This is a genomic window from Martelella mediterranea DSM 17316, assembly GCF_002043005.1.
GTDB classification, from domain to species: domain Bacteria; phylum Pseudomonadota; class Alphaproteobacteria; order Rhizobiales; family Rhizobiaceae; genus Martelella; species Martelella mediterranea.
In genome coordinates this window covers 2,287,861-2,306,168 of the sequence record NZ_CP020330.1, presented here as the reverse complement: position 1 = coordinate 2,306,168, position 18,308 = coordinate 2,287,861, and the positions used below count along the sequence as shown (strand labels likewise).

Annotated in this window: 17 protein-coding genes; 4 read left to right on the top strand and 13 right to left on the bottom strand. The window is 63.0% G+C overall.

Features of this window, described 5'->3' with window-relative positions; all coding sequences use genetic code 11:
- Positions 1-11: 11 nt before the first annotated feature.
- From Mame_RS10790 to Mame_RS10765, 6 genes are all read right to left on the bottom strand, one after another.
- A complete protein-coding gene (locus tag Mame_RS10790) occupies positions 12-653 on the bottom strand; it encodes a nucleoside triphosphate hydrolase (RefSeq protein ID WP_018062649.1) in 642 nt (213 codons plus the stop codon).
- A gap of 171 nt (positions 654-824) precedes the next feature.
- Positions 825-2,816: a TRAP transporter permease gene (locus Mame_RS10785; protein WP_018062650.1), complete on the bottom strand. Its 1,992-nt coding sequence runs from the start codon at positions 2,814-2,816 to the stop codon at positions 825-827.
- A gap of 13 nt (positions 2,817-2,829) precedes the next feature.
- The gene (locus Mame_RS10780; RefSeq protein WP_018062651.1) at positions 2,830-3,963 is read right to left on the bottom strand and encodes a TAXI family TRAP transporter solute-binding subunit; all 1,134 of its coding nucleotides are present in this window, start codon (positions 3,961-3,963) and stop codon (positions 2,830-2,832) included.
- Between the two features lie 236 nt (positions 3,964-4,199).
- Positions 4,200-5,063 (bottom strand): helix-turn-helix domain-containing protein, encoded by an 864-nt coding sequence (locus Mame_RS10775; RefSeq protein ID WP_018062652.1) that lies wholly within the window; start codon positions 5,061-5,063, stop codon positions 4,200-4,202.
- A 157-nt stretch (positions 5,064-5,220) separates the two neighbouring features.
- Entirely contained in the window at positions 5,221-5,628 is a 408-nt protein-coding gene (locus tag Mame_RS10770; RefSeq protein WP_018062653.1) for a lipocalin-like domain-containing protein, read from the bottom strand.
- Position 5,629: 1 nt separating this feature from the next.
- The gene (locus Mame_RS10765) at positions 5,630-7,567 is read right to left on the bottom strand and encodes a flavin-containing monooxygenase (protein ID WP_018062654.1); all 1,938 of its coding nucleotides are present in this window, start codon (positions 7,565-7,567) and stop codon (positions 5,630-5,632) included.
- 157 nt (positions 7,568-7,724) lie between these two features.
- On the opposite strand from Mame_RS10765, the gene Mame_RS10760 reads away from it, so the two are divergent.
- Positions 7,725-8,654, top strand: a complete 930-nt coding sequence (locus Mame_RS10760; protein WP_018062655.1) for a DUF6282 family protein — start codon at positions 7,725-7,727, stop codon at positions 8,652-8,654.
- Positions 8,651-9,547, top strand: coding sequence for a DUF6282 family protein (locus tag Mame_RS10755; protein WP_018062656.1), 897 nt, complete (start codon positions 8,651-8,653; stop codon positions 9,545-9,547). The genes Mame_RS10760 and Mame_RS10755 overlap by 4 nt, the downstream gene beginning before the upstream one ends.
- A gap of 64 nt (positions 9,548-9,611) precedes the next feature.
- On the opposite strand, the gene Mame_RS10750 is transcribed toward Mame_RS10755, so the two are convergent.
- The 3 genes from Mame_RS10750 to Mame_RS10740 are packed head-to-tail and all read right to left on the bottom strand — an operon-like array spanning position 9,612 to position 12,252.
- Positions 9,612-10,529: a DUF6282 family protein gene (locus Mame_RS10750; RefSeq protein WP_018062657.1), complete on the bottom strand. Its 918-nt coding sequence runs from the start codon at positions 10,527-10,529 to the stop codon at positions 9,612-9,614.
- Positions 10,530-10,540: 11 nt separating this feature from the next.
- Positions 10,541-11,455: a cupin domain-containing protein gene (locus Mame_RS10745; RefSeq protein ID WP_018062658.1), complete on the bottom strand. Its 915-nt coding sequence runs from the start codon at positions 11,453-11,455 to the stop codon at positions 10,541-10,543.
- 11 nt (positions 11,456-11,466) lie between these two features.
- Positions 11,467-12,252, bottom strand: a complete 786-nt coding sequence (locus Mame_RS10740) for an HpcH/HpaI aldolase family protein (RefSeq protein WP_018062659.1) — start codon at positions 12,250-12,252, stop codon at positions 11,467-11,469.
- A gap of 177 nt (positions 12,253-12,429) precedes the next feature.
- On the opposite strand from Mame_RS10740, the gene Mame_RS10735 reads away from it, so the two are divergent.
- Together Mame_RS10735 and Mame_RS10730 are read left to right on the top strand one after the other, a co-directional pair.
- On the top strand, positions 12,430-13,173 hold the full coding sequence (locus Mame_RS10735; protein ID WP_020397276.1) for an SDR family NAD(P)-dependent oxidoreductase: 744 nt from the start codon (positions 12,430-12,432) through the stop codon (positions 13,171-13,173).
- A gap of 33 nt (positions 13,174-13,206) precedes the next feature.
- The gene (locus Mame_RS10730; RefSeq protein ID WP_018062662.1) at positions 13,207-14,202 is read left to right on the top strand and encodes an alpha/beta hydrolase; all 996 of its coding nucleotides are present in this window, start codon (positions 13,207-13,209) and stop codon (positions 14,200-14,202) included.
- 93 nt (positions 14,203-14,295) lie between these two features.
- Here the strand turns inward: Mame_RS10730 and Mame_RS10725 are convergent, their stop codons facing one another.
- From Mame_RS10725 to Mame_RS10710, 4 genes are all read right to left on the bottom strand, one after another.
- The gene (locus Mame_RS10725; RefSeq protein ID WP_018062663.1) at positions 14,296-15,828 is read right to left on the bottom strand and encodes a tripartite tricarboxylate transporter permease; all 1,533 of its coding nucleotides are present in this window, start codon (positions 15,826-15,828) and stop codon (positions 14,296-14,298) included.
- A 12-nt stretch (positions 15,829-15,840) separates the two neighbouring features.
- Positions 15,841-16,269 carry a tripartite tricarboxylate transporter TctB family protein gene (locus Mame_RS10720; RefSeq protein WP_018062664.1) on the bottom strand — a complete coding sequence of 143 codons (429 nt, stop codon included), beginning with the start codon at positions 16,267-16,269 and terminating at the stop codon, positions 15,841-15,843.
- 19 nt (positions 16,270-16,288) lie between these two features.
- Complete coding sequence (locus Mame_RS10715; protein WP_018062665.1) at positions 16,289-17,239, bottom strand: tripartite tricarboxylate transporter substrate binding protein; 951 nt, start codon at positions 17,237-17,239, stop codon at positions 16,289-16,291.
- Between the two features lie 131 nt (positions 17,240-17,370).
- Positions 17,371-18,249, bottom strand: a complete 879-nt coding sequence (locus Mame_RS10710; RefSeq protein WP_018062666.1) for an MBL fold metallo-hydrolase — start codon at positions 18,247-18,249, stop codon at positions 17,371-17,373.
- Positions 18,250-18,308 lie beyond the last annotated feature (59 nt).

The following is an 18,308-nucleotide window of genomic DNA, read 5'->3' as shown; positions in this document are numbered from 1 at the left end:
CCAAAAGACTGTCAGCCAACCGGCCGGAAGACGATATCCGCCGGGTGGCTGCGGTCAATGACGGTCCTGGCGTTGGGGAGGTCGTTTTCATAGGCCTTGGCATGCGCCGCTTCCGGCGCAAAACCCATATCCGTCCAGCGCTGCAAAAGCCTTTGTTTCAGAACATCGAATGGGACATCGAGACTGATGGTCAGGTCGAAAATGGCGCGAAGTTCGCGCCAGCCGGGCTCGTCCAGCAGCAGATAATTGCCCTCGACCACCAACAGCGGAACTGCGCGCGGGACAGCGCGCGCGCCCGCTCGGGAGATTTCGAGTTTACGGTCAAACAGCGGAACGATGATTTCATCCTCTTCGTTGGCGCGGAGACGGCGGAGCATCGCCGCCAGCCCGCCGACATCGAACGTATAGGGCGCGCCCTTGCGCGACAGCGTTCCGCGCGCCTTCAGCAACCCGTCATCAAGGTGAAACCCGTCCATCGGAATGACGGCGGCTGAGCCCGGCGCACGCCGATTGAGCCGGGCGACGAGGTCGTCAGCAAGCGTGGACTTGCCGCTGCCGGGCGCCCCGGCAATCGCAACGAGCCGGCGCGCGCCGGCCGGCAACGTTGAAAGCGTATCGAGAAGGTCCTCGACCCTGGCTATCGTCTTCGGCATTGCCCCTCACATTGCATGCGGTGCGCCCGTTCTCAAGCGCGCCCGGCAAAGGCGGGACCGGCTATCTCGCCGCAAGCGCAAAAAACGATCGTCTCCGGCGACCCGGCCGAAACTCTTAGCCCGTTGCCCTCTCACGCGCAATAATCCGGCGTTTGAGGCCTTTGGGACGCTTCAGGCAGCGGCGACAGCCGTCCTGCGGTTCAGGATAAATGCCGCGGTCAGGATCGGCGCGATCAGCGCCAGTCCCGCGATCAGCAGTTCTACATCGCTGACGCCCGGAATGGCCTCGCCCGGCAGGGCGATCAATACCGCGCCCACGAGGATAGGCACCCGCAACAACAGTCCCGCCGGCGTTCTCGTGAACAGAGGTCCGATCCCCGCCAGATAGCCCTGAATTGCCCCGGCGAAGATGAACACGCCGAACACGGCGAGCGCGCTGGAAAACACGATGTTCTGCCAATGCCCGACCAGAACCAGACCGGGATCAAGTACGAAGAAGAACGGGATGAAATAGATCACCGAGCCGATCTTCATCGATTCATAGCCGGTCTGCATCGGCGGCGTCTTGGCAACCGAGGCGGCCGCAAACGCGCCAAGCGCAAGCGGCGGCGTGATATAGCTCAGCATGCCCCAGTAGAAGATGAACAGATGCACCGCGATCGGCTCCAGCCCGGCCTGGATCAGCGCCGGCGCCAGCATGATGGCCAGGAAGATGTAGCAGGCCGTGGACGGCATGCCGACCCCGAGCACAAGGCTGGTGACCGCGCCCATGATCAAGAGCACGTAAGGGTTACCGCCGGCGATGAACAGCAGGTCGTTCACCAGCGTGCCGGCAAGCCCGGTCATCGACAGACCGCCGACGATCATGCCCACGCCGGCAAGGATCGCGGCAAGATTGGAAAACAGCTGCGCGCTGCCATCTATGAAGGCCAGCACCTCTTTCCTGCCCCAGCGTCCGTCCTTCGAGACGATCTGGTTGATGATCAGCAAAATCGCGGTCGCATAATAGGGCGCGAGCGATTCCTGGCGCATGACCAGCAGCATGAAGACCAGTAGCACGATCGCGAAGCTATGGTGCCAGCCTTCCTTCAGTGTCTGCTTCAGATCGGGCAGTTCCGCCTCGGGCAGTCCCTTGAGCCCGTCGCGAGCGGCCCGCGCATCGATCTGGATGAACAGGCCGAAGAAATAGAGTAGCGCGGGTATGGCCGCGGCGAGCGCGATCGTCGAATAGGACACCTGCAGGAAACTCGCCATCACGAAGGCGGCGGCGCCCATGACCGGCGGCATCAGCACGCCGCCGGTGGAGGCGCAAGTCTCGATCGCCGCCGCCGTGACGCCCTTCATGCCCGAGCGCTTCATCGCCGGGATCGTCATCACCCCGGTGGTCAGCACATTGGTGACGACGCTGCCCGAAAGCGAGCCCATCAGCCCGCTCGACATGATCGCCACCTTGGCCGGCCCGCCGCGCACATGGCCGAGCAGGGCGAAGGCGAGATTGATGAAGAACCGCCCTGCCCCGGTATGCTCCAGCGCCACGCCGAACAGGATGAAGCCGAAGACCAGATTGGCGAAGGCCCGGAGCGGTATCCCCATCATGCTCTCGAGCGACATCGCGTGATAGGCCGCGACATATTCGAACGGCGACGCAAAGGCCGAGATCGGCCCGGGCAGCTTGTCGGCGAAAAGCGGATAGGCGGAGAAAAACAGCACGATGACGGCCAGAACCAACCCGCCGGCCCGACGCGCCGCCTCGATCACCAGAACCCACAGCACCGCGCCGACAATGACCGTGTTGAAGGGCGGCATCATCTCCCAGCCATAGCGGATGATCGAGTAGGCGTAATAGATGAAGAAGATGAAGCAGGCGGCCGAGAGGCCCGCGAGAACCCAGTCGATGATCGTCGGCCCGCGCTTTGCCTGGCTTGCCCGCATCGGGAAAAGCAGGAAGGCGACGGGTATGGTCAGGAACAGCACGGTATAGAGATATTGCTGCTCGATCAGCGTATAGCCCATGCGCGAACTGATGTTGAAGGCCTGGTTGATCGACAGCACGATCAGTGCCACCGTTGCGAGCCGGGCTATCCAGCGCGCCGCGCCCCCGAGTTCTCTGGCGGAGACCGTGTCCCCGCCTGAAACATCGTTATTGACCGTAGTGTCGGACATATCGCGCTTTCGTCTATTCGAAATAGGCCGGCATGCCCGCCGCCTGCAGGGCCTCCGCGCGGATTTTCATCCACTTTGCCTGAAAGTCGGCATCGCCGCGAATATCCTCGGTCGTCGCCCAGGCATCGGCGAGCACGGCGGCGCGCGCCAGAAGCGCGTCATTGTGGGCGTCGAGTTCGTCGGTCCACACGCCCGCCTCCCTATAGGCCTTGATCGAAGCCTCATGATAGGGAACCGTCCACTCGAACATCTGCTTGTCGGCGGCAAAGCCGGCCGTGCTCGGATCGGCCTTGGAATAGACGTCGACCTGATCGATCAGCGCCCGTGTGAAATTGTAGACGAGGTCGTCATCCTCGGAATAGGTGATGACATCGGGATAGGGCACGCCGATGCATTCCAGCGGCTCCTTGAGACCGCCCGCCGCCTGGGTCGCGACCCGCTTGGCGAAATGCGGATTGACCTCGCGCATCCGCGCCCAGCCCTCGGCATCGTCATGGGGATAGGGAATATATTTCAGGCCGCGCGGACCGGCGACCGCTTTTTCGACAAGCCCGCCGGTGCTGACCGTGGTCACGCCGTCCACCTGGCCGTTGATCATCGCGTCGATCGCCGCGCCATAGCTCGGCATTTCGACAAGGGTGACATCGTCGATCGTCAGCCCGCCAAAGGCCAGCATCGCCTTGGCATTGGCCTGAAGCGGACTGGAGCCGACGACCCAGGGAATGCGCTTGCCCTTGAAATCCGCCATGGTTTCGATCCCGGCGTCGCCGGCCACGATATAGGTGAGGCAATTGTCGCCGCCGACGAGGCTGACGGCGCGCAGATCCTGCGGCCCCCAATCCGGCGAGGCGTAGTCATCCACCCCCTCGAAGGCGAAGAACACGTCGCTGCCGGCGATCGAGAACGGCATGCGGCCCTCGCGCACCGGCGCCACCTTGGCCTGCGGATTGCCGGTGCCGACCACGCGCAGCGAAACGCCATAGGCGTCCTGCAGCGCCTTGCCGATGGCGATCGCCTGGTTATAGGACGTTCCGCCGACATCGGCCGCGGTGACGGCAATCGTGCTCGGTAATTTGACATCGTCGGCCAGAACGGCCGATGCCGGCATCAAGGCCAATCCGGCGATGATCGAGAGCTTCTGAAACATTTTTTCTCCTCCTGCGGCCCTGAGGCCTGCTCCTCCGAATGCAGTCGCCCGACGGTCGGCTTGCCATTTCCTCCAGTGAAAGCCGAAACGCCTTTCCACTTCCGGCAGGCGCGCCAGTCAAGGCTTGAAGCGGGAGAGTAGAGGAAGCAGAGGGCTGCGCCAGCGGCAGCCCCACGCATTTCACGCCATGAAACTCGCCCGCATGAAAACCGGGAGCGGCCAAGGCACGATATGCCTCAGGCGCCGATGGCAACCGGCTCGGACTCGCCGTTTCTGGCGGGAACATCGCCTGGCCATTCCGCCCTTTCGGTATCGAGCGCGTTGCTCATGCGCTTGATGCTTTCCGTGATCGCGGCGGAGGCAGCCTTCAACTGGGGCACATAACGTTTGAGAACATCCTCACGGCGCACCGCCCGCGTGTAATAGGTCATCCCGATGGTGGCGAGAATCTTGCCTTCGTCATGTCCGTAGATCGGCACGGCGACGCTGGAGGACGGCTCCGAGGCCTTGACGCCGATGCGTTCGGCAAACCGCATTTTCTGGGTCACGCGGATCACGTGATCCACCATGTCGGAGAGTTCCATGATCTCGCTGTCGGGATGGGAGGAATTCTTCAGCAACTGCATCGTCAGCCGGCGCTCCTCCGGCGGGCAGAAGGCAAGATAGGCGCGACCGAGCGCGGTCGTCACCAGCCCCATGCGCTTGTAGATCAGCGCGTGATAGGGCGCCATCGGGCTTTCCCCGCAGGTGGTGTCGCAGACCATCACCGCATTGCCGTTGGGTACGGCGATCGCGACCGGCCATTTGTGGACGCGGGTCAGTTCCTGCGCCCAGGGCCGCCCCGCCTCCACCGCCAGCGGCGCGCCGTGAAAACCGCAACTGAGCGCTGCCACCTGCGAGGTGACGCGATAGCCCTTGTCGCTCTCCCTTTTGGAAACATAGCCCGCTTCGATCAGCGTTTCGAGAAGACGCACCACCGTCGGTTTCGGCAGACCCGATACCCGGTGGATATGATCGACGGACGAAACCCGCTGGCGGTTGAGAATCTTCAGGACCTCAAGCGAACGCAGAACGGAATTGACCGGCAGATAAGAGTTCATGTTTTCCTCCCTTGAACCCCGCTCGCATTCTCAGCCGCACCCGCTCGCGAGAACCGGATGCCGATCGCCGCGCGTCCTCCAACGCGGTGCGGCGATCCATTGCCCTGAGAATGCGCATGTATCGAAGGCGGAGCATTCCGATCTTTCCGCCATCGGGCTAGTGTATCTTCTCCCAGGTGAGATTACGATAGTTAACGACGCCGTCGAATGTGGCGGGCGGCGCGGTCAGCACCAGCCGCATGCCCTCGAAGCGCGCCGGGCGCACCTGATCGGTGTCCATCCGGTCGGGCACCGTCGAGCAATCAACCCGCGTCACCAGCGTCTCACCGTCGAAACGATAGGTTCCGGCATAGGATGAATATTCGCGCGGTCTTGTGGACGGCCGGTGCTCGCGGCCGTCCTGGATCACCACCATCATGCGGTGATCGTCGTTGAAGCTGATCAGTCCCATCTTCTTCGGCCCATAGGAGGAGCGCAGGATATTGCCGTCGGCATCACGGTTTTCGATGTTGACCAGTTTCCAGGTGCCGATGAGCATATAGGACTTGTCGGGTTGTTCCTGCATATCAGGCGTCCTCGCCAATAAATTCGAAGGCTTCCGGGTCGGGTTTGCGCGTCAATTCCCAGTATTCCACCAGCTTCCAGGGAGAATTGGTGGTCACCCGTCCGCGCTTGTTCTGGTACCAGTTGGTGACCCCCTCATTGGTCCAGACCATCCGGCTCAATATCGCGTCCAGCTTCTCGTTATAGGCGTCATGCGCCGCCTTCGTGCATTCCATCGCCGCGTCGCCGCGCTCCAGCAGCATTTCGAGGCACTCGACGATGTAGTGCACCTGGCATTCGGCCTGGAAGATGATGCTGCCGCCATGGGCGAGATTGGTATTGGGACCGTAAGTCATGAAGAAATTCGGGAAGTCCGGCACGCAGATGCCGAGATAGGCGCGCGGATCGTCATCGCCCCAGAGTTCGCGCAGCGATTTTCCATGCGCGCCGACGACCTCCATCGGATAGATCATCCGGCTGGCATGGAACCCCGTCGCCCAGATGATCGCGTCCACCGGCGTGCGCCTGCCCGCCTTGTCGACGATCGCATCGGCCTCGATATGATCGATGCCGTCATTGTTAAGCTCGACATTGTCGCGCTTGAGCGTCTCGAACCAGCCATTGTCGCGGAGCGACCGTTTACCGAAGGGTGCATAATCCGGCAGCACCTTGGCGCGCAGATCCCGGCGGTCGGCCATCACCTCGTCGATATATTTCGTCCATTCCTTGCGGATATCCGCGGAGCGCTGGGATATCGCATCCTTGCGGCCCGCCCAGGCCGGATCGCGCACCAACGCGTCGTGAATGCCGTCGCCATAGGCCCAGAACAGCAGGAACCGGTACCAGCGGGCATAGTGCGGCACATTGGCAAGCACCCATTTGACATTGTCGGTGACGAGGTTGTGGTAGTTGTGCCGGGGAATGACCCATGGGGCGGCCCGCTGATAAATGGTCAGATGCTTCGCGATCCGGGCCGTCGCCGGGCCGGCCTGCATGCCGCTCGCGCCGGTTCCCACCATGGCCACGTTCTTGCCCGTGAAATCATAATCGTGATTCCAGCGCGCGGTGTGCATCTGCTCGCCCTTGAAGTTCTCAAGCCCCTTGATGTCGGGGATCATCGGCTGGTTCAACTGGCCGACGGAACTGATAATCGCGTGGGCGCTCGCCCTGCGTGTCGTGCCATCCGGCATGCGGATCACGGCATGCCAGAGTTTTTCCTCATTGTCGTATCTGAGCGACAGCACTTCCTGCTGAAACCGGACATGTTTCAGAACGTCGTAGCGGAGGGCACAGTCCCGAAGATAGGATTTCAGCTCCTCCTGCCGCACGTAGTAGCGCGACCAGTTGTGATTGAGCGCGAAAGAATAGCAGTAGAGATGGTTGGCGCTGTCGACGCCGCAATCGGGATAGGTGTTTTCATGCCAGACGCCGCCGACATCCTCATTTCGCTCGATGATCTCATAGGGAATGCCGGCCTCGTTCAGTTTGATGCCGGCATTGATGCCCGAAGCGCCCGCCCCGATCACCAGCACGTTGAACTTTTCGGCGCGGGCCCTGGCCCTGGGACTGGCGTTTTCGAAATGCTCAGGCGTCGGCTTGAAGCCCAGATCCTCGAACAGCATGGGCAGGTAGCGCGCCGAGACCTCCTCCCGGCAGAACACGTTCATCATGCGATGCAGTTGGTCCGGGGTGATTTCCGGTTCGACATGGTGCGGATCGAGCAGGACATCGGCAAGCCGGCTCAAGAACGCCTGCATATCGCCATCGGGAATGCTGTGCTCGAAGGCGCCCGGCTTGGAAAGCATCGGACCGTAATGGTCGAGCAGCGCCATGTCGCCGGTCAGCTGCACGAGAACCATCACCAGCGCGGACGGGTCGGCATCCGACAAACGCTCGACCAGCACATCATGGCGCTCGACCGTGGCTGTCGGGTCATTGGCAAGAGGGTGGAGTGTATTCATTCTGGTTATCCTCCCGAAATCTTCAGGAAGGCTAGCCAAGTCTTCGGCGATGCGGACTTGCTCGTTCCCGGGATTTCACATTGTGAAACGGAGTTGAATTGGCGGTGTCGCCGCGCATGCGCTCTGTTTCCCTGTAGAGGTGCCGGGGAGGAAAGAAATGGCCAACCAGCAAGACGCGACGCAATCGCGCTCCGAAATCGTCGACAGCCTGCTGCGCGGGGCCGTGGATTTGCATTGCCACAGCGGCCCCTCGATCATGGAGCGCAAGCTCGACCATATGGAGGAAATCCGGGATGCGGAGGCGGTGGGGCTCCACGCCGTGCTGTTCAAGGATCATTTCTATTCCAACACGCCCGTGATGCAGGTGCTCGAGCGTTTCAGGGAAGGCAATGCCAACCTCACCTTGCTTTCGGGCGTGCCGCTCAACAATCAGCTCGGCGGGCTGAACCCGTATGCGGTCGAACACGGGCTGATGCTTGGCGCGCGCATGGTCTGGATGCCGACGCTATGCGCGCATAATCACCTCACGACCGCCTTCCGCTACAACCTCCACGGCCGTCTCGGCCTGCGCGAACCGACGCGTCTTTCCGTACTGGACGACCGGGGCCGACTGAAGCCGGAGGTCAAGGACATCCTCGACCTGATCGCCGAACATGACGCGGTTTTGTGCGGCGGACATTTGCATGTCAGCGAAATGTTTCCGCTGTTCACCGAGGCCCGCGCGCGCGGCGTCACGCGCATGCTCGTCAGCCATCCGACCTACTGGATCGAGGCCAAGCTGGATGATCTCAAGGAACTCTCCGCACTCGGGGTCTATCTCGAACACTGCGCCTGCATGCTGATCGAGGGGCCGTCGCGCAAGTTTCCGTTCGAGGCGCTGCGCGATTATGTCGACGCTGCGGGTCTCGACCGTACCATCATCGGCTCCGATCTCGGCCAGACCTTCAACCCCAAGCCGGTTACCGGTTTTCGCGCGGTCATCGAACTCTGCCTCGATCTCGGTTTCACCGTCCAGGAAATCCGGACCATGACCTCGACCAATGCCTGCCGCCTGATCGGCATCGACCCGCCGGATGATCCGTTATGACCACGCCCCTTGACGATATCGACCATCTCCTGACCGGCGCGATCGACCTCGACTGCCGCACCGGCCCTTCGCTGGAGCCGCGCCATTTCACCCATGATTACGCCGCCGAGGAAGCCGCCGCAGCCGGCATGGCCGCCGTGGCGTTCCGGGACGATTTCTATCCCACAACGCCGGTCGCCGCGATCCTCGAAAAGACGGTCTACGCCGATCTGCCGCTGAAACTCCTCTCAGGCGTGGTGCTCAACAACTATGTCGGCGGTCTCAATCCCTACGCGGTCGAGCATGAACTCAAGCTCGGCGGACGGATCATCTGGATGCCGACGATCTCGGCGGCCAATCACCTCCGCATGGCCTATCGGAGTAACGACGACGGACCCGCCATGCGTCCGCGCGAGGCATTGAGCGTGCTCGACACCAAAGGGGCGATTACCGCGCCGGTGCGCGAAATCCTCGAAATCACTGCCCAACACGATGCCGTGCTGGCGTCCGGCCATCTGCATATCAGCGAAATCCTGCCGCTGTTTGAAGCGGCGCGGGCGGCGGGCGTCAGACGCATGCTTGTCAATCAGCCGCTGCACTACGCCGGCGCGACGCTTGCGGACATCGAGGAGCTGGCGCGGGACGGCGCGTTCATCGAACTGACCGCGGCCGCCTTTATCGAGAGTCCGGACCGCCGCCACCCGCCCGGCGTTCTGACATCGGTTATCGCGGCGGCAAGTCCCGAACGCATCGTCTTCAGCTCGGGCCTCGGTCACACCGGCAATCTCAAGCCCGTGGAAGGGCTGCGCGCGCTGATCGGGCTCTGCCTGCAGCACGGGATCGCGCAGGAAGACATGACGATGATGCTGGCGAAAAACGCGGCGCAGCTTATGGGGCTTACGCAGGACCGCTGAAGCTTTGGCCGCGAGAAAACAAAAGGCCGCGGACGTTGCCGCCCGCGGCTTTCGCCCTGCCGTCTCAATCCAGATTCAGCATCCCGGCGGCATTGCTGCCGAACATCCTGCGGATATCATCCTCGGAATAACCGGCGTCGAGCAGTTCGGCGATCATGATTCGGAAGCCGTCCACCGGACGCGCGGCGCCCTTGAGGCCGAGGTCGGAGCCGAACACGGTGTTCGCCACGCCCGCCGCCTCGATCAGCGGAATAACGGCCTGCGGCGGGCTCTTCTGGCCGCGACCGGGAATGAACTGGGTGATGGAATGCTCCATCATCACCCCCATGCCGGCAAGCTGACGGATATGGGTCTCGTTGCAGCCGATCAGATAGGTCGGATGGTTGACGAGCATCTTGCGCACGCCACGGGCCTTCGCCTCCTCGAACATGATGAACTGCTCGTCGACGCCAAGATGACCGCCCGCCAGGATGATGTCGCCGGCGGCGATGATATCGAGCACATGCTTCGTTTCGTCCGTCAGCCTGCCATTTGCGTCCAGCACCGTCAGCGGGATCGGGTCGGGCGCGCCGGCGACCTTGGGGAAACCCTTGGCCTCGGTCGAAACCTTGTTGATGTGGTTGGCCGCCGAAAGCGTCGGCATCCACACGATCTTGCCGCCAAGGCGCACGGCATGATCGACCGCATGCGGATTGATGCCACCCGAGGCATTGTTGAGCGCGATGCCGGAGAAGAAACGCACTCCCGTTTCCGGGAACAGCTTCTCCAGGATGATGGCGTGCGAGGTACCGAGATAGTAGTGATCCTTGGTGACCACGGCCTTGAACCCGGCCTCGCCGGCTTCCATCAACTGCTCATGATGGTCGAGAATGCGCGGCATCGCGGCGGGGCCGCTGTGGCAATGCAGATCGACCGATCCCTCCAGTAGTTTTTCCACCCGCGCATTGTATTCCGGTCTCGGCGGCGCTTCGAATTCAGCCATTCAGTGTCTCCTCAGGTCTCATTGGCGGGGGCGGGATAATCATCGGCGTTGAGTACCCAGCCGGTCTGTCTGGAAAAATCCCGGCGCGGCGGGCAAAAGACGTCCACAAGCTGGTTCGTGCCCCCGCCAACCGCTTCCGACGTGTGCAGCGCGCCCGCCGGAATGATGGCGATCGACGGCGCGCCGATGGTCACATGGTCGTCGTCGCGCCACAGATTGGCGTCCGTTTCCCACGGCCAGCGCAGGTGATGAACATAGGTGCCGGCAAGGCACAGCGAGCATTGCTGGAAATCGTCATGCTTGTGCGGCGAGAGCTGGGTGCGGTCGCGCGGTCCCTGCCGCGGATAGACGAAATTGATCATGAAATTGGTGGAGCGGAAGATCCGGCCGAACCGGCCCTCCTCCTGCGGCACGTCCAGCGAATAGGCCCGCACCTTGAACCCGCCGACGGGATCGGGCCAGGGCTCGAGCGGCGGCACGTTGCGATCGGGCTCATGGGCCGGTAGCAGCGCCTCGCAGCGCGCGACGATATCGGCGGCCTTTCGGGTGAAGAAGCAGATCGCCGGCCCGCCGGCCTCGAACGAAATCACGCTCGGCCCGCCCGGCACCACGACCACGGAATATCCGTCGACCGGGGTTTCCGAACCGTTCCATGAAACAACGGCGCGGGTCTCCCTTTCGGGCAGGATGACGACATATTCGTCCTCCTGCCGGTCGCGCACGATCCGGCTGCCGGCCGGCTGGTCGGCATAGGTCGCGACGAAATTCTGCGCCTCGGCATACCAGGTCCGGACATCGCCATTTTGGTCGCAGGGCTGGCTGTCATCGAACATGAAATAGCCGGCGGCAGCGACCGGGGCCGCGTCCGGCTTTTCCTCGCTCGCGGCCTTGGCCAGTTTCGACCTCGGGTCGGAGGCAACATACATGATATCGTCCTTTATGATTTCGTTTTCTGGTCGACGGCGCGGCAGGCGGCGAGCGCCTCGGCAGCCGCGCGGCGGAGAAACGCCTGATCCGAGCCCGTCAGAAAGGCGCTGACGCCCAACGCCGTGAGCGCGGCCTGGTCCTCGCTGCTGGTGGCAAGCATCAGGACCGGCTTCCCCGCCTTGCGGCCCGCCGCGATCACCTTTTCGGAAGCGGCCTGTATGGCCGGCGAGGTCTGGCTCGCCTCCCCCATCGCGACCGACAGATCGCCGCGCCCCACGAACAGGGCGGCGATCCCGTCCACGGCGGCGATGGCATCGATCACCTCTATTGCTTCCGGGTCTTCGATCATCGGGATGCAAAGCGTGTTGGCATCCTGCTCGGCCAGATGCTGGCCGGTTGCGACCGCGCCGTAATCCCCGGCCCTGCCGGTGCGCGAAAAGCCGCGACGGCCGCCCTTGTAGCGGCAGGCCCCCGCCACGCGCTCGGCCTTCTCCACCGAATTGACATGCGGGATGAAGACGCCGGCCGCCCCGGCATCGAGCTGCGCCATCAGGTTGAAATCGGTCGGCTCGCCGACGCGCACCAACGCGGCCACACCCCGCGCCCGCGCGGCGAGGATCATGGCCTCGATCGACTCGCGGTTGATCGGCGCATGCTCCTCGTCAATGACGACAAAATCATAGCCGACTGATCCAAGGATCTCGGTGGCGTGAAATGTCGGCGTCTTGACGAATGTGCCGTAAAGCGGCTCGCCTGCCCGCAATCGCGCCGCAAAGCCGGTTTGTTCCGTTGACATATTCGGATCTGTCCCTCTCGTTTCCTCACCGTGAAACTAGTGCGGCACACGATCCCCAAGACACCGGGGATTCACAGGGTTTCACACTATGAAACACGGTCAGGAACGGGTCGACCGAAGCACCCTCGAGATGCTGATTTCGCCGGTAGCAACACAACATTGGCGGGAGGCGCAGGGATGAAACGGCTGCAAGGCAAACGGGCATTTGTAACGGGGGCCGGTCGCGGCATCGGCAAGGCGATCGCCATGGGGCTTGCAGAGGCGGGCGCCGAAGTCGCCATCGCCGACATCGATCCCGAAACCGCGGAGGCCGCCGCGCGCGAGATCCCGAACGCCACGTCCATCGTCGTCGATGTCTCCGACCGCAAGGCGGTGTTCGAAGCGATCGACGGTTACGCCGCGAATGGCGGCCTGCATATTCTGGTACCCAACGCTGTGTACTTCAACTATGCGCCGCTGGTGGACATGCCCGAGGACGTGGTCGACAGGATGCTCGATATCGGCCTCAAGGGCACGTTCTGGGCGGTGGCGGCGGCGACGCCGCATATCGCGAAATCCGGCGGCGGATCGATCATCACGCTGTCCTCGATCGCCGTCTCCATCGCCATTCCCCGCGCGGCAGTCTACACCTCGATCAAGGGCGCCATCGACGCATTCACCCGGCAGCAGGCCATCGAGCTTGCGCCGCTTGGCATCCGCGTCAACGCGCTGGCGCCCGGAACGGTGCCGACGCCGGGGGTGGCGACGATTGCCGACGAAGCCGCGCTCGAGCGGCGCAAGGCGCTGTCGCCTTTCAACCGGCTGGTGCAGGCCGACGAAATCGCCGACGGCGCGGTATTTCTTGCGTCCGAAGAGGCGCGGTCGATCACCGGTATCACCCTGAAGATCGACGCAGCGCAGACCATTTCCGGCCCGAGATAGGCCGCGCCCAATTACCAAGAGGAGTAAGCTTTTATGTCAGATGTCGTGCGAAAGGATTTCCACGTCAAAACGGTCGACGGCTATTCGGTCGCGATCCGCGAGGTCCGCTCGGACAGGACCGACCGCGTTCCGATGATCCTGCTGCATGGCACGCGAATTCCGGGCCTTTCGGAATTCGATCTGCCGGTGGAGCACGGCTCGCTTGCAGCAGACCTCGCGGCCAAGGGCCATGTGGTCTATATCCTTGATGCCCGCGGTTTCGGCCGTTCCGAGCGACCGGCCGCCATGGACGAACCGCCGGTTCCCGGCGCCGATCCGCTGGTGAGGACCATCGAGATCACCCGCGATGTCGATGCAGCGGTCGACCATCTCCGGGCTGCGACCGGAAACGACAAGGTCGGTCTGTTCGGCTGGGGTGTGGGCGGCACCTGCTGCGGTATGTATGCTGCACTCTGGCCGGAAAAGATCAGCCATATCGTGCTCTACACCGTGATCTATGGCGGGGCCGGCGACCAGCCCAGCTTCCAGATCGGCTCGATCTGGGACGACCCGGACAATCCGGGCCACTTCAACCAGAAGCGCTTCGGCAATTACACCTTCAATTCGCTCGAGGTTCTGGACAGGCACTGGAACGAGCAGATCCCGATCGCGGACAAGGATTCCTGGCGCGACCCGGCGATGTTCGAGGCGTTCCGGCAGGCGCTCATCGACGGCGACCCGACCGCGATGGACCGCGACCCGCCGAGCTACCGCAGCCCCAACGGCATGCTGGAGGACCTCTACCGCATGGGCTGCAACGCCCAGAAGCTGTTTCACGCAAGCCAGATCTACTGCAAGGTCATGATCGTGAAACCGGAATTCGACACGCTCTGCACGCCCGCCGACCTCGAAGCGCTGGTTGCCGATCTGGAACATGCCGAAGCGGTCGATGTGTGGGCCGAAAAGAACACCACCCACTACGTCCTGCTCGACCGCCCGGAGCGCGGCCGCGACGATCTTCTGGCGCGCATGGATGCATTCCTGCGCTGAGCCGGGTTCAACCGAAGACAAAAGGCCGGGGGCGGTTCATCGCCCCCGGCCTTCTTTTTTGTTACCTCGCCGCTCCGCCGAAGCGGCTCCGCCTCATCCTGCGGCGACCGCGCCGGGCAGACGCTTGCGGCGGCCGAGATAGAGGATCGAGACGATCGCCATGACGAACAGCGCGATCGCGATCGGGTGTTTCAGCAGGATCGACCAGTCGCCATTGGTCAGAAGGATCGTCTGGTTGATCGAGCGCTCCAGCATCGGCGTCAGCACGAAGGCGACGATGAAGGCGATGATCGAATAGCCGTAGATCCGCATGCCCCAGCCGACGACGGCGGCGCCGACCATGATGACGATGCCAAGCGTGCTTCCGGTGGCGAAGAACATGCCGGTCGCGCACATCAGCAATGCGCTCGCATAGATCACCGATGCCGGGGCACCGACGACGAAGGCCCAGAACCGCATGCCGAACTGGCCGATACCGAGATTGAACAGGTTGGCGATCAGCATGGCCGCGAACAGGCCGTAGATGAGCTGGCCCTGGTTCTGGAACAACAGCGGCCCCGGCTGGACGCCGTGAATGATGAAGGCCGAAACCAGCAGCGCCGCCGCGATATTGCCGGGGATGCCGAGGGTGAGAAGCGGTATCAGGTTGGCGCCCACCACGGCGGAATTCGCCGCCTCCGAGGCCGCGATCCCGCGCGGATCGCCGGTCCCGAGCTTTTCGGGGTCCCTGGCGGCCTGCTTGGTGATCGAATAGCTCAGGAAACCCGCCGTCGTGGACCCGAGGCCGGGGATCGCACCGATGACCGTGCCGATAACCATCGCCCGGAAGGCGACCACCCGGTTTGCCCAGAACTCCGCGAAAGTGAGCTTTTGATCCGCGCTATCTGCAAATTCGAGCGTCTTGTCGGTGACGCTCGTCTGTCCGCCTTCCTTTGATTTCGGCGACGCGCGGTCGGAGAGACGTACGAAGATTTCGCTGAGCGCCAGCATGCCGACCGCAAGCGCGGTCAGCGGCAACCCGTCCAGCATCTCGACATTGCCGAATGTGAACCGTCCGGAACCGGTGGAAGGGTCGATGCCGGCCGAGGCCAGCAGGCAGCCGAAGGCGACCGCGATCATGCCCTTGATCATCGATTCCCCGACGAGCCCGACAATGACCGAAAAGGCGAGGATCATCAGCGCCGTGATCTCGATCGGGCCCATTTTCAGCGCCACCACCGCCAGCGGCGCCGAAACGGTGATCAGGATGAGGTCCGAAAACACGTCGCCGGAGACGGAATAGTAGAGCGAATATTTCATCGCCTTGCCGCCCAGCCCCTTCTTGGCCATCGGGTAGCCGTCAAGCGCGGTGGCCGCGCTTTCGGGCGTGCCGGGCGTATTCAGGAGAATGGCGGGCACCGCACCGCCGACGGTTCCGCCCTTGTTGACGGAAATCAGGAAGGCGATCGCCGTCAGCGTGTCGAGCGCATAGGTGAGCGGGATCGCGATGGCGAGCGCCATCAAGATGCTGAGGCCGGGGATCGCGCCCACGATCTGCCCCACGAGAACGCCAAGGGCGATGTAGAGGAGGGTGGAGACGGTGAAGACGTCCGTCATTCCGGCCAGGATGATACTCAGGTCAGGCATCGACGGCTCCAGTCAGGGTAAGGGACGGCTCAGTATCTGTTCGAAGAACAGCCAGGTTCCCACCGGCAGGCCGATGACCACAGTGGCAAGCCAGAGCGGCCGTCTTTCACCGGTGATGAGGCAGATCAGAACCATCAACGCGATGGCGACGGGCAGGTAGCCGACGGTTCTGATGCCGACCATGGCCAGGAGCGTCGCGCCCGCCACCGCCATGAACAGCGCGATCTTGCGAAAGCTCGGCACATCCGCATTCGTTTTGGTGAACACCATCTGCATCACGCCGAGCGCAACCAGGAGCGCGGCGGCAATCTGCGGAAACAATGCCGGATTCGGATAGACGAATATGCCCGGCACCGTCCTGACGTTTTCGGGGATGCCCCAGAGGAGGAGGAAGACGCCGAACAGCGCGACGGCTCCCCCCAGGATGCGATCAGCGGTCATGTCGTCTGGTCCGCCGGTCTCACTCTGCAAACATCTTCTGATAGCGGGCCGCCTGCTTCTCCATCAGCGCGGTGAGCCCGTCGGGGCCGAGATTGGCGGCCCGGTTGTCGAAATTGGCCATCAGTTCCTGATAGGCATCTGAGGCCATCGCCTCCTCGATCACGCCTTCGAAGCAGACCTGCAGCGCCTCCGGCAGGTCCTTCGGCATGACGAAGATGGTGTAGGCGGAGGCCGACAGGTCCATGCCGTATTCCTGAAGCGTCTTGACGTCGGGCGCGTAAGGCACGCGACTGTCTGTGAGGGTTGCAAGCTGCACCATGTTGCCGGCGGCGATCTGCTGGATGTGCTGGCTGCCTTGGATCGTCGCGTCCACATGGCCGCCGAGCGCCTTCTGCATTGCATCGGCCGAACCGTCGCTCGGGATCGGAACGAATTCGACGCCGTAGAAATCGCCGATATCGCGCACCAGCCGCTCCAGATGGATGGCCGAGGTGGAAATCGTCGCCCGGCCGTTTTCTCGGGCATAGTCGGCCAGTTCCTCCAGCGTATCATAGGGCTTGTCCTCAAGCGCCACGAGGCCGAACAACACCTCCATGGCCGAGCCCGGATAGTAGAAATCCGTCCAGTCGTAATCGACGGCGTCGCTGGCATAGGGATCGATCACGATCGGGTTGGTCGCGCCGACAAGCAGGGTATAGCCGTCGGGTTTGGTCGATTTCAGCACGGTGGTTGCCACGGCACCGCCTGCGCCCGGGCGGTTGCTGACCGGAACCGTCCAGCCCTGCTGTTCCTCGATCACGGCGGCAAGCGTGCGGCCAATGGCATCGGTTCCTCCGCCCGCGCCATAGGCGACAACGAATTCGACCGGCTTTTGCGGAAAGCCTTCCGGGCATTCTGCGGCAAGCGCGGGCGTGGCAACAACCATGCCGGCGACTGCGAGCGTGCGGAAACTGCATATTGCGATGGTCATAGTATCCTCCCTTGATCTCCCCAAACGGCGGACAGCGCCTGCGCCTCCCGACCGTTGACATATACCGTACCGGCACAACCGGGCGGTTCTATCGCCCATCCAACCGGTTTCACTGTCTGAAACGCCCGCCCTCAATCCGTCACGAAATCGAACTGGAACGCCTCGCCCCGCGCGCTCAGGCGGCCGGCCGTCGGGCTCGGGAAATGGGTGGGCAGCAGCAGCGCGCCGCTATCGACCGCCTCGCAGAACAGCTTCCGGCGCGATTTCGCCGCCATCGCAGGATCGTGGCAGAACGGCGTCGACCAGTTGGGCTCGCAGCATTGCAGCTTGTGATGGGCAAGGTCGCCCAGTACGATCGCCTCGAACCCGCGCGATTGCACGCGCACGCAATAGTGTCCGGGGCTGTGGCCGGGCGTGGGCACGATCGAGACATGCTCGTCCAGCCGGTAAGCGCCATCGACCAGCACCGCCTGGCCGGCTTCGGCGACCGGAAGACAGTTTATCCGCCAGACCTCCTCGCGTTGTCTTGGCGGCACGATGCCGGTTCTGGAGACTTCCTGCCAATAGGCATACTCGCCGCGGTCGAACAGATAGGTCGCGTTCGGAAAGGTCGGTACCCACCGGCCTTTCTCCAGCCGGGTATTCCAGCCGGTGTGGTCGATATGCAGATGGGTGCAGAGGACATAGTCGACGTCCTCGAGCGTCAGGCCCAGCGCGTGAAAACGGTCGAGCCAGGGCTGCGTATCCCATGTCACCGCGTCCGTCATCTTGTCGGCGCCGTTGCAGGTATCGACGAGGATGATCTTTGACGGCGTGCGGATCAGGAAGCTCTGGAAGGCAAGTGTGATGCGTCCCGTTTCCGGGTCGAACAGAAACGGCTCCATGGCGGCGGCGTGACGGCGGATGGTTTCCGTGTCGCTGCCGAGAAACAGGTCCTCGGGCTTCATACCGAACTTCTGGTGTTCGAGGATGGCGGAGATGGTGACGTCGCCCAGACGGATATCGTTCATCGGTTCCTCCCATTGCCCGGCTTGCCTGTTTTACCGCTCCCCGCACCGCCCGGCGCAAG